Genomic DNA, 12,306 nt, shown 5'->3' on the forward strand with positions numbered 1-12,306 from the left:
GTGCTTGCCTGGCTGGCCTCGCTGGGCTGGCTGGTCCTGCGCGAGTACCGCCCCGCGGAAGATGGCGATTTCGCGTCGGCCGAGCAGATCAGCCTGCCGCCTACCACCACGTTCTACGCGCTTCGGGCCGGCACAGAACAGGTCGGCTTCCGGTCCGTGACCACCGACACCCTGCCGAACGGCATTCGGGTGACGTCCCGCATCGACATCGACGTGCCGCTTCCCCTTGTCCCCCGGCGGTTGCTGACCACCACGGAGGCGCTCTACGATCAGAGCCTGAACCTCGTCGCGTTCACGTCGACGGTCAGCGGTGAGGTTGGACAGCAAACGCTGGTGGGCAGCGTCGGCAGCGATGGCCGCCTCTCCGTGGTCATCAGCGGCCGTGGGCAGACCCGCCAGGACACGGTGGTCGTGGACCTGCCGGCCGGAACGCTGCTGCCCGATGCCGTGTCCATCGGCCTCGCTGCCAGGGGGAGCCTGAAGGCCGGTGTCGCCGCCACGATCCCCGTCTTCGACCCGGTGGAACTGACGGTCGGCAGGCGGGACGTCCGGGTGGTGGCCGAAAGCACCTTCGTACTCCCCGACAGCGCCGCGATCGACTCCCTCTCCGGAGAGTGGCTGCCCGCAGGGCTCGACACGATTCCAACCGTCCGGGTCGATTGGATGGAATACGGATTGCCGATCCGGGCGTGGATCGACCGGAACGGCGCCGTCATCGCGCGTGAGACCCCGCTCGGCCTCTCCGAGCATCGCGGCCCCTTTGAGATCGTCAATTCCGGCTACGTCAGGCGGCGGCCGCGCAACGTGCAGGCGCCCCCGCTTGAACTCCCGGCGCCGGGGGCGGGCGCGGAGGGGCCGTCCCGGCTCACGCTCGGGGCGGTGGACCTGCAAGGCGTGGCACCGATGCTTGCGACGCGCTGGCAGACGGTTGAGCGAGGCATGCTGGTGACTCACCCTGGAGGCACCGTCACCGCCTCCAGCCGGCCCTTGCCCGACTCTGTCGCCGCCGCCTATCGTGGGGACGGGTCCTCCACCCGCGTGCGGCTGGACGCCCGCCGCATCGTCGGCGCCGACACCGCGGCGCCGGCCCGGGCGGCCAGCAAGCTGGCCGCCTGGATCGGCTCCACCATCGTGCCGGGGCTGCCATCATTCGGAGACCCCGAGGCGGTCCTGCTCCGCCGCCGAGGCGACAGTTCAGACCGGGCCACCCTGTTCGTGGCGATGGCCCGGTCGCTGGGGTTCGCCGCCCGGCCGGTGGCCGGGCTCCAGTCGACCGGTGGACGGCTGCGCTACCGGGCCTGGGCGGAAGTGTGGCTCGACGGGTGGGTGCCGGTGGACCCGACGCTCGGGCAGTTCCCGGCAGACGGAGGACACTTCCGCCTCCTGATCAACGCGACGGCGCGCCCGTCGACTCTCGTTCCGATGCTCGGGGCCGTGCGCCCCGTCCTCACCACGACCGCGACGACACCATGATCCAGCTGCGCGATCTTTCCAAGAACTACGGCCGCTTCACTGCGGTGGACCGCCTCACGCTGGAGGTGCCAAAAGGAGAGTTGTTCGGCTTCCTGGGGCCGAATGGGGCCGGGAAGACGACAACGCTTCGCATGATCGCCGGCATCCTGCAGCCGACCGGCGGCTCGGTCACGATCGGGGGCGCGGACATCCACCGGCACCCCGAGGAGGCCAAGGCCAAGCTGGGGTTCATTCCCGATCGGCCGTACGTCTACGAGAAACTGACCGGCGCTGAGTTTCTCCGGTTCGTGGCGGCGCTCTTCGGACAGGACGGACCCAGCGTCGAGAAGCGCATGGACGAGCTGCTCGAGTTGTTCGAACTCGCGCCGTGGAAGGATGAATTGACGGAGTCGTACAGTCACGGCATGCGCCAGAAGCTGCTCATCTCGAGCGCGCTCGTGCACCGACCCGAGGTCGTGGTCGTCGACGAGCCGATGGTCGGGCTCGACCCGAAGAGTGCGCGGACGCTGAAGGACCTGTTGCGCGCCTTTGTCGACAAGGGCGGGACGGTCCTGATGAGCACGCACACCCTGGAGGTGGCGGAAGCGATGTGCGACCGGATCGCCATCATCCAGCACGGCAAGCTCGCCGCCTCCGGGACCATGGACGACCTCCGCCGGGAGACGGCGTCGGAGGGCATGACCCTGGAGCGGCTCTTCCTCAAGCTGACAGACGGCGAAGTCCCCCAGTCGCTGAGCGGGATGTTCGATGACTGAGCCCGTCGCGGCCGCGGGACCGTTGCGGCAGCCCGGGCTCTGGGTTCTCCTCTCGCCGAAGTGGCGCACCGCCCTGGCCCGGATCCGGCAGGAGCGATCGGGTGCCGGCGTGCGCCTGCTCCTGCTCCTGCTGGTCGGCTTCGGGTTCTGGTCCGCCGTCTTCGGCGTGTCCTACCGGGTCCTCAAGTACTTCCAGGGCGTGCCTGAGATCGGCACGCTGGTGGCCACGAAGCTGCTGGCGGTGCTCCTGCTCGCGTTCCTCGGCGTGCTCCTCCTGTCCAACATCATCACGGCCCTCTCCACCTTCTTCCTGGCATCGGACCTCGACATCATGGTCTCCGCGCCGGTGGACTGGCTCCGGGTCTACATCGTCAAGCTGGCGGAGACGACCGTCCACTCGTCATGGATGGTGGCGCTGGTCGCGGTGCCGATCTTCACTGCCTACGGGATGGTCTTCGACGGGGGACCGCTCTATCCGCTGATCGTCGTCTCGGCGCTGATCCCGTACCTGGTCATGCCCGCCGTGCTGGGGACACTGCTCACCCTGCTCCTGGTCAACATCTTCCCCGCCAGGAAGACACGTGACCTCCTCACCCTGGTGGCCGTGGGCGCGGTCGGTGGCGTGGTGCTCCTGCTGCGGCTCATCCGGCCGGAGCAACTGGCGCGTCCCGAAGGGTTCCGCAACCTGCTCGACTACTTCTCGATGCTGCAGGGGCCGACCAACCCGTTCCTGCCCAGCGAATGGGCGGCGGACATGGTGATGAACTGGCTGCTGCGGATCGGGGATCCCCTGCCAATCCTCCTGCTCTGGACGACGGCCGGGGTGCTTGGCGTCGTCGGCGCCGGCCTGCACCAGCGGCTCTACCTCGCGGCGTACAGCAAGGCGCAGGAAGGGAAGGACTCCTTCGTGCGCGGCGGGCTGTGGGAGCGGCTGTTGCTCCCCCTCCTGCGGACAGCGGGTCCGGCGCGCCGGGAGTTCATTCTCAAGGACCTCCGGCTCTTCTTCAGGGACACCACCCAATGGAGCCAGCTCATCCTGCTGGCCGTGCTGCTCGCCGTCTACGTGTTCAACATCCAGACGCTGCAACTTTTCTCGGGCGAGCAGGTGCCGATCTTCTTCGTCACGCTCGTCGTGTTCCTCAACCAGGGGCTCGCGGGCTTCGTCCTCGCGGCCATTGCGGCCCGGTTCATCTTTCCGGCGATCAGCCTCGAGGGGCGCGAGCTCTGGCTGCTGAAGTCGAGTCCGCTGGACCTCCGCGCGATGTTCTGGAGCAAGTATTTCATCGGGACCCTGCCGCTGATGGTGGTGGCCCTCACCCTGACGCTCGTGACCAACGCCCTCCTCCATGCCAGCCCGTTCATCATGCTGATGAGCGTCCTGACCATCACCATGTACACCCTGGCCGCGAGCGCCTTGGCGCTCGGCCTCGGGGCCCTCTTCCCGCAGTTCGGGACCGAGAATGCGGCGCAGATCCCCACCAGCTTTGGCGGGCTGGTGTTCATGATGTCGAGCCTGAGCCTCCTGGCCCTGGTCATCATCATCGAGGCCCTCCCGGTGTCGAGCTACCTCCGCGCAATCGCCATTGGCGACGACCCGGGCTGGAGCACCGAGATGGTGGTCAGCATGCTCGCGGTGGCCGCGCTCTGCGCCGCATCCACGATCCTCCCGCTCCGTATCGGACTGCGCCGGCTCCAGGAGCTCGAACTCTAGCCCCAGCCCGCAACTTCGCGGTACCGACCTCCGACTGACCGAGACCTACCTTGGGCGCGCCGTCACCCTTCCCAAGGAGGTCTCATGCACGCCAAGCTCAGGCTGGCAGCGCTCGTGCTGCTGGCGGCGGCGGCCGGTTGCGCCGACCGCGAACCATCCGCCCCGGGAGACAATCCCGCGGCCGTCTCCGGCCCGGACGCCATCACGCCCGGCCCAAACCCATCGCCGGAGGCGCGCCGACTGGAGCGACAGGCTCGGCAGCTGGCGCTTGCCCTCGCCGACCCGGCGCTACGGGGGTACCTCTTCGCCCAACTCCGGGAATCCCCGATCATTGAGCACAAGCTGCAATTCCAGCGGCTGCTCGACCGCGACGACCATCGGGTCTCCTCCGCAATGGCCGCCGCCGATGGGCAGCCGCAGGCGGCCATCATCCAGGACGTCTCGGCGGGCCTCGCGTCGGAGCTGTATTTCCCGGTGCCGGGTCACCTGCAGCGCTGGGACGGCGGGCCCGACCTGCTGGTCGCGACCGCGCTCAAAGACCATGACGTGCCGGTCGCATTCACAATCCGGGGCGAGCGAATCCTCCTCGACCCGCTGACGCCCCCCACAACGCCGGTGCTGGCCCTGGTGCCGCAGGAAACGGATTTCGACCACCCTGGTCGGCCGGAGGGGGCCGTTTGCGGCATAGACGATTGTGGCGGCGACGGAAACGGACAGGGAGGTGGGGGGAGCAGCGGAGGGGGGAGCGGGCCGGGCGGGGCCCCACCGAGCCCGTCACTCTACCTGACCCGGGCCCAATTCTCGGGCACGTTTGAAGGCTGGTTGAAAGGGAGTCCCGAGTTTGAGCTCCATGTGCTGGGGCCGGCGAGTGCGGGAGACACCAGCTCCATGGTGTCGTACCAGTGCGTGGGCGAACATGCCCCGCCCGGGTACTACTGGGACATGAACTCCACCAGCTGGAGCGGATCCGCCAAGGTGTTCAGCCAATCCCAGATGGATGCACTGGAGCAGGCCTACCCCGGGCGCTCCTACTTGATCATGGCGCTGGAGGACGACGATACTGCGTGTGAAATCAAGATGGGCCAGGACCGGATCGCCGACCTCTTCACGGCGCTGAAGAACGCCTACCAGTCGTACATCGGCGTGAAGGACATCAAGGTCGTCAGCATCAACGGCGTCACCCGAATCATCGTCGCGGCCAAGAACGGGGCCAGGCTCATCAGCTCACTCGCCAGCTTCATCAAGACGAACGACGACCTGATCGGGATCGCCGTCGCAGATTCGGTGATCGGTCGCACGAGCTCGGTGGGTCACTGGGCGGTGCTGGAAGGAAGTTCGAGGATCAACGGCTGGCTGAATCTCGAAATGAAGTGACCACTGACGGCGGGGGAGGAACCTCCCCCGCCCCACCCCAGGAGCGCGTATGGGTCGACGTGGGAATTGGAAGTCGCTGCTGCGCGGAATGATCGTCCTGCTGGCAATCCCTGCCGCCACGCTCACTGGGCAGGAGGAGACCTGGCGCGTCACGGCCACTGCCGCCCAGACATGGTTCAGCGGCGGGTTGGATGACACCAGCACAACTGAGGGCCACTGGAGTCTGACGCCCAAAGTGACGTGGGGGCTCACCGCCGACCGTGCGGTCGGCAAGGTCCGGCTCGGACTCGGCCTCTCCTACGTCTCGTCACATGTCCAGGTCAGCGACGCACAGGTCACGCTCATTGAGAACACACTCGACGTGAGCCAGATCGGCGTGGCGGCCCTCGTGACGGTGCCGCTGGCGCGTTTGGGCAAGGCGGGTGCCGCCATCAACCTCTCCGCCGGCCCGGTCCTCGGCATCTGGTCCCTGACAGACTCCGACTCCCGGACTCGCATCGGCGGAACGGCCACGCTCCAACTCACGGCTCCCGTCACCCCGAGCTGGCACCTGCTCGCCACCCTGGGAGGATCCCTCTCCGGATCCCCCTTCAACACGAGCGAGGTACCGGACTCCTTTGAGGCCACGACCCTCTGGGCGACCGCGGCCGGTCTCGGGATGCAGTACGCCTTCTAGTTCACGACTTCGGGTCGAGCGCCTGGCTCACCGCCAGCGACAGATGCTGGCGGTGCGCCCGGGTCTCGGCATCCCCGGTCGGGCTGGCCGCCAGGGCCTGGATCTTCTTCAGGCTCGCGATGGCCGCCGACTGTGACACGTGGTCGTACTTCTTGGCCGAGGCGCCCTTGATCATGGCGGCGACCTGGTCGACATACTCCAGCTGGAGGTTTTGCCGGAAGGTATTGACGTTCCCCCGGGCGTCCGCCGCGAAGACCGCGTCGGTCAGGTCCGACATCATCCCGGCCGCAGGGTACTGGTTCCCGTAGAGACGCGAGTCGGTCAGTCGGGCCTGGGTCTCCGGAGCCAGCAGGAACGACAGCACGTTTTTCTGCATGGTGAGCACCCGCGCATGGATGGTCGGCTCACCGGGACCGCTGAACCCCCGCCGGGGCTGCTGCAGCTCCGCCAGCAGCTCCGGGGACGCGTTCCAGGCGTCCGGCGCGAAGAACTCCGTCCGCAGCAGGCGCATCGCGCGCTGCTGCTCCGCCAGCGGCACCGGCGTGAACGGCAGGCCGGCATCCGGCTGCCCGTCCACACCGCGGCTCACGTAGACCCCGCCGATATACCGCGAGGTCACCACGGCGGCGTTCCCCTTCTCCCCGGTCGCCCGGAGGTAAGCGGCGCGCAATGTGGCGTAGTTCTCACCGCGTTGCGGGTACCGTTGGTCCAGCCCCAGCAGCAGCGTATCGATCAGCGCCATCCGGCCTTCGGCCCAGGTGAGGGCGTCATTGCTCAAATCGCCCACCATGACACGCGGGTCGATGCCCCTGGCCGGGGACCGCATGTCGTCGGCATCGTTCCCGAATGCCAGTTGCGGCTCGGTGGAGCGATTGAGGAGGGCCGTCGTCCGGGCGGCTTCCGCGGCCGGGTCGGACAGGGCCGGGCGGTAGCCGAATTCAATGGCCCAGTCGTCATAGGGTCCTGTCTTCGTGTCGAAGACCGGCGCACGCTTGCCGCCCGGCGGCGGCACGTTGACGGCGTGATAGTCCATGACCGATCCCGACACCCCACGGGCCACCACCAGCGCGGAGTCCTGCAGCTGCGCCGGCGAGAGCATCTGGCTGGCCTTCATGTTGTGGTTCAGCCCCATGGTGTGCCCCACCTCGTGGAGCACCAGGCTCACGACGGCGTCGTGGACGTACGCGTCCATTTCCGCGTCGGTCGCCCCGAGCGCCTGGAGCGCCGCAGCCCCGAAGGCGGCCTGCTGCTGCAGGTAGGTCTGCGCGCTGCAGCTGTGCTGGTCGGCGTCATCCGTCGGCAGGGTCAGCGCCTGCCCGGCGTACTCGAACAACTCCGCCTGCTGCATCCGGTTGGTCACGACGATGAACTCCAGCATGATGTCGGCCCCAAGGATCTGGCCGGTGCGCGGGTTCACGAAGCTGGGCCCGTAGCCGCCGAACGGCGGGTTCGGGGAGGCTGTCCAGCGCAGGACGTTGTACCGCAGGTCGCCCGCCTCCCACGTGGCGGTATCGGGCTGTTCCTTCACCACCACCGCGTTGGTAAAGCCGGCGGTCTCGAAGGCCTTGTTCCAGGCCAGGACGCCCTCGCGGATGGCCGGCCGCAGCTCCACCGGGGTCGTGTTCTCGATCCACCAGGTGATCGGCTCGACCGGGTCGGACATCGCGGCCGACGGATCCTTCTTCACCAGGTTCCACCGGTGCACCGGGTCACGCCAGGGGGTGATGCTCGTGGACGTCAGGTCCGTCACCTGGTCGGTGAAGTAGCCCACCCGGGGGTCGGCGTACCGCGACTGGAAGTCGTTGACCGGCATCTCGATGAAGGTGTGCTGGATCGTCAGGCTGACATTGCGCGGATCCGTGATTGCCGGGCCACCGCTGTTGGTCGGCGCCGGGTTCACGTAGACATACTCCACCACGACGTCAGTGTTGAGCGGATACGACTTGACCGAGACGACGTGCGTCTTCTCCTTGCTCAGGTTGCCGAGCGTGAAGGTGGCGCCGGGAGGGGCGCCGGGCCTCGGGCTCGGCTTGACCTGCCGCAGGGTCTCGGTCAGGAACAGGTCGTCGGCCTTGATCAGGTACTCCCCCGTGGCCGTATCCGTGGCGGCAATCTCGATGGAGGCGAGCAGCCCCGGGCTGATGTTTGCGTCAGCGGCCCGGCTGAGCGGGCTGGCGGGGTTGAAGTAGAAGTTGGTGTTCTGGGTGACGAACTCGATCTTGTTGAAGTTCTTCCGGACGGCAAAGATCTCGTTCGGGCCGAAGGCGCCCCGAAAGCTGCCGGCCGGAAGGGCCCCCTCGTCGGTCACCGACCAATAGATGAATTCCTTCCCGATCTGGTCCTTCTTGACAGCCATCTGGAGGGCGCCGGTCACGGTGTCCTGGTAGATGGTGAAGAGGCCGGCGTACTTTGCGGAGCTCTTGGTCAGTTCGGCGAAGCTCTTGGTGGCCGCCGGTTTGCCGGCGCTCTTGGCGTTCGCCGGGCTTGGGCTGGTGACAGCACCCTTGTTGGAGGCGCACGCCACCGTCACCACGCTCAGGGACACAAGAAGGGCTCGAACGATTCCTCGACCAGGCATGAGCGACTCCGATTCAATGACGGAGGGAGGCAAACAGGATGGCCAACGCGACCGGGGCGCCCCACCTGCGGGGCACCCCGGACAATCCTACATCTCTATTGCGTGACGGATAGGGGGAACGAGGGGTTTCAGGCCGCGACCCGGCCGCCGCAGGCCGCGCAGAAGCGGCTCCCGCTGGGGAGGTCGGTCCCGCACTTGGGGCAGGCGGCCGGCCCCCCGAGGGGCTTGCCGCATTCGGGACAGAACCGGGAGCCTGGCCCGGCATGCGCGCCACACGCGCCGCACGCGACCGCGGTGCGGCCGTCGTCGCGCAGCGTGGCCACCCGGGCGGCGACTTGGGCCTCGATGTCGGCGGCGGGGGAGCCCTGATCCTCAGCGCGGAACGCCGAGAGGGCCTCCACTGTGTACTTCTGCTTCAGAAAATCGTAGTCGTTGTCGCTCAGCTTTCCGGTCTCCCGGTCGAACTCGATCTCCTTCAGCGCTGCGAGCGCCACACCGCTGCGCGTGTCTTCCAGGTCCTCGAGGGCGTCGACGTTGATGATGTCCGCGGGCCGTGCTCCGTGCGCGGTGAAGAGCGGTTCGAAGACCAGCCAGAGCAGGGAGAGGCCAACCAGGGCCGCGGCCGCGATTTCAACCCACATCAGTCTTTGACCTCATCGAGCGCGCGCCGGAGTCGCTCAAGCTCCTCGGGCGTGGCGCCCGCCACCGCGGCAATATCGATGGCCTCCGTGGCCGCCAGGGAAGGCACAGCCGCGACCTGCCGCTGACGCCGCAGGATCCACATCGAAAGGATGGCAATGCCGGCCAGCATCAGGATGCCGGGGACGAAGTACCCGGCCAGGTTGAACCCTTCCACCTTGGGAGCCATCAGCGCCTGTTCGCCGTACTCACTGACGAACGCCTCGCGGATCTGGTCCGCCGTCCGGTTGTCATTCCAGAGCGCGACGATCTCGCGATGCAGCGCCGGAGACGTCGTGCAGGTAAAGTCGGTGGTCCGGCAGGTGTAGATGTCGAGGTTGCAGCCGCACTGGCACTTGAGGGTCTTCTCGAGCTCCATGATCTGGGCGTCGTTGTCGGCGCCGACCGTCGGAGCGCGCTGCTGCACCGCGTTGGGATTGTAGAGCCGCCCGGCGTCCGCGCCACCCGAGGTCCCCTGCGCCGGGTCCTGCGCACGCAGTGTCCCGGCCCCGGCCAATGCCAGCCCACCAAGGGCAAACTGTCGCAGGAAGGCGCGGCGCTCAGTCATCGTATTGCTCATCTCAGGCGTTCTCCGCGCCGACCAGCGTGGCCTCATAGCCGGCCTGGGTGCGCCGCGTCTCGGCGATACCGCCGCCGCCGGGCCACATGGTCAGGATGCCGCCGACGACCAGCACCATCCCCGCAAACCAGACCCACCAGACCAGTGGATTGATCGTGAAGCGGTAGACCGCTTCCTCCGTCCCGTTGACCGAGCCGGCATACACGATATAGAGGTCTTCCTTCAGGTCGCTCCGGATGCCGACTTCCGTGGACGGCTCGAACGTCGGCCGGCCGAAGCTGTCCACGTGCTGGCGCTTCTCGGACTTCATGACACCGAGTGACTTGCCGTTGTAGTCGACCTGGACCGTCGCCGCCGACACCACGCGATTCAGGGCGTTGTACTGCGACACCCCAAGGTGGGTCAGCTTGTACGTGCCGCCGTACGGGCTCCGCATCTCGATCGACTCACCCGGCTTCAGTGTGGCTTCCTGGTCAACCCGGAAGGCCATCCCGGTAAAGGCGATAAACATCAGCAGGATGCCGACGTGCACGATGTAGCCACCGTACCGGCGGCGGTTCCGGGCGATCAGGTTGAAGAACGCCCCCGGGATCGACTCGCCGTGCATGCGGCGGCGGGCCCGGATGCCGCGATAGAACTCCTGCACCACCGTCCCAAGCACGAAGGCGCCGAGCCCGATGGTCATGATCGGGTAGAGGTCCCGCATCCCGTCGATGACGAGGGCCAGCGTCACGAGGAGCCCGAAGGAGACGGGAAGCACGAACTGCCGCTGCAGGTTGCGGGCGGTCGCCTTGCGCCAGGCGATGAGCGGCCCGATTCCGGTCAGCGCCAGCAGGAAGAGGCCGAGGGGCACGTTCACCCGGTTGAAGAAGGGGGGGCCCACCGTGATCTTGCTGCCCCGCACCGCCTCGGAGAGGATCGGGAAGAGCGTTCCCCAGAGCACCGAGAACGCGATGCCGACCAGCGCCAGGTTGTTGAAGAGGAAGGCGGCTTCTCGGCTCAGCATGGATTCCAGCTTCGCGTCAGGCTCCAACTCGTCCCACCGCGTATACAGCATCGTGAAGCTGAGCACGCCCGCCACGAGCAGGAAGGCCAGGAAGAAGTAGCCGACGTTGGACTGCGTGAAGCTGTGCACGCTGGCGATGACGCCGGACCGCGTAATGAACGTGCCGAAGATGCTCAGCAGGAAGGTCGCGACGATGAGCGAGAGGTTCCATCGCTTGAGCATCCCCCGCTTCTCCTGAATCATGACGGAGTGCAGGAACGCCGTCATGGTCAGCCAGGGCAGGAAGCTGGCGTTCTCGACCGGGTCCCACGCCCAGTAGCCGCCCCAGCCGAGCTCCACGTACGCCCACCACATGCCCAGCACGATGCCGATTGAAAGGAAGACCCACGAGACCAGGGTCCACTTCCGGATGGCCACGATCCAGCCGCTGTCGAGCCGGCGCCGGAGCAGGGCGGCAATGGCGAACGCGAAGGGAATGGTGACGCTGATGTAGCCGAGGTAGAGCATCGGCGGATGCATGACCATGCCGATATTCTGGAGCTGCGGATTGAGCCCGCGGCCGTCCTCAGGGATGAACGCCAGGCGGGCGAAGGGATTGGCCGCAAAGAGCATCACGGTGACGAAGAACGCCACCACGATGTTCGTGACACCCGCCACGTACGGTAGCAGATCGGCATAGCGGCGCGAGGTGATCCACTGGGCCACTGCCGAGAAGCAGGCCAGCACCACCGCCCAGAAGAGCAGCGAGCCCTTCTGCCCGGCCCAGAAGGCCGACACGATGTAGTACGTCGGGAGATTCCTGGAGGTGTACGACGCCACGTACTCGATGTTGAAGTCGTGGGCGAAGAGTCCCTTCCAGAGCGACAGCGAGGCCACCAGGAGTGCGGCCGCGAGGGCGTAGGACGACCGGATGACGGTCCGCTCAAGGTCGGGACGGTCCTGCCATTTGCCCGAGAACGAGAGCACCGCGCCGAACACACCGATCAGTAGTGCGACCCACAACGAAAACTGCCCAAGGAGTGTCATTGCGCGTCAGGCTGCGGGAGCTTCAGGAGTGGCCTCGTAGCGCGATCCGCACTTGGCCAGCACATCGGTGGCGTGGAACACGCCATCGGCGCCAAGCCGACCTTCGACCACAACCTCGATGTCGCTGGCGTCGGTGAAGGTGTCGGGAACCAGGCCGCGGTAGGTCACCGGGTAGACCTGCGCGCCGTCGGTCACCTTGAAGTCCACCGTCTGGGTGGCGGCGTCCCGCACGACCGACCCCGGCACGACGCGGGCGCCCATCTTGACGCCGACGTTGTGAAAGGTGGGATCCGCGGAGGCCTTCGAGGCCAGCTCCGTCGGGGTGAGGAAATAGACGCCCGTCTCCTTTACCCCCTGGAACATCAAGAGGCCGACGCTACCGACGATCAGCACCGCGCCGAAGAGGAACTTGTGGCCAGGCTTCATGGTCCCGCTCCCTGCATATGGTT

Annotated in this window: 10 protein-coding genes; 5 read left to right on the plus strand and 5 right to left on the minus strand. The window is 67.2% G+C overall.

From position 1 onward, the window contains the following. From R2910_04100 to R2910_04120, 5 genes are all read left to right on the plus strand, one after another. Positions 1-1,473: a transglutaminase-like domain-containing protein gene (locus R2910_04100; protein MEZ4412149.1), complete on the plus strand. Its 1,473-nt coding sequence runs from the start codon at positions 1-3 to the stop codon at positions 1,471-1,473. Continuing rightward, entirely contained in the window at positions 1,470-2,228 is a 759-nt protein-coding gene (locus R2910_04105) for an ABC transporter ATP-binding protein (protein MEZ4412150.1), read from the plus strand. The genes R2910_04100 and R2910_04105 overlap by 4 nt, the downstream gene beginning before the upstream one ends. After that, the gene (locus tag R2910_04110; GenBank protein ID MEZ4412151.1) at positions 2,221-3,939 is read left to right on the plus strand and encodes a hypothetical protein; all 1,719 of its coding nucleotides are present in this window, start codon (positions 2,221-2,223) and stop codon (positions 3,937-3,939) included. Before R2910_04105 ends, R2910_04110 begins: the two co-directional genes overlap by 8 nt. An 84-nt stretch (positions 3,940-4,023) precedes the next feature. Beyond that, positions 4,024-5,313, plus strand: a complete 1,290-nt coding sequence (locus R2910_04115; protein ID MEZ4412152.1) for a hypothetical protein — start codon at positions 4,024-4,026, stop codon at positions 5,311-5,313. Between the two features lie 49 nt (positions 5,314-5,362). Next, positions 5,363-5,989: a hypothetical protein gene (locus R2910_04120; GenBank protein ID MEZ4412153.1), complete on the plus strand. Its 627-nt coding sequence runs from the start codon at positions 5,363-5,365 to the stop codon at positions 5,987-5,989. 1 nt (position 5,990) lies between these two features. Here the strand turns inward: R2910_04120 and R2910_04125 are convergent, their stop codons facing one another. The 5 genes from R2910_04125 to R2910_04145 all read right to left on the minus strand — a co-directional run bounded on the left by R2910_04125 (position 5,991) and on the right by R2910_04145 (position 12,283). After that, complete coding sequence (locus tag R2910_04125) at positions 5,991-8,534, minus strand: zinc-dependent metalloprotease (protein ID MEZ4412154.1); 2,544 nt, start codon at positions 8,532-8,534, stop codon at positions 5,991-5,993. 161 nt (positions 8,535-8,695) lie between these two features. Beyond that, positions 8,696-9,208: a zinc ribbon domain-containing protein gene (locus R2910_04130; GenBank protein ID MEZ4412155.1), complete on the minus strand. Its 513-nt coding sequence runs from the start codon at positions 9,206-9,208 to the stop codon at positions 8,696-8,698. Beyond that, complete coding sequence (locus tag R2910_04135; protein MEZ4412156.1) at positions 9,208-9,813, minus strand: cytochrome c-type biogenesis protein CcmH; 606 nt, start codon at positions 9,811-9,813, stop codon at positions 9,208-9,210. Before R2910_04135 ends, R2910_04130 begins: the two co-directional genes overlap by 1 nt. 13 nt (positions 9,814-9,826) lie before the next feature. After that, positions 9,827-11,833, minus strand: a complete 2,007-nt coding sequence (locus R2910_04140; protein ID MEZ4412157.1) for a heme lyase CcmF/NrfE family subunit — start codon at positions 11,831-11,833, stop codon at positions 9,827-9,829. A 30-nt stretch (positions 11,834-11,863) separates the two neighbouring features. Next, positions 11,864-12,283, minus strand: coding sequence for a cytochrome c maturation protein CcmE (locus tag R2910_04145; GenBank protein MEZ4412158.1), 420 nt, complete (start codon positions 12,281-12,283; stop codon positions 11,864-11,866). Between the last annotated feature and the right edge of the window lie 23 nt (positions 12,284-12,306).

Source organism: Gemmatimonadales bacterium, assembly GCA_041390145.1.
GTDB lineage: Bacteria > Gemmatimonadota > Gemmatimonadetes > Gemmatimonadales > GWC2-71-9 > SPDF01.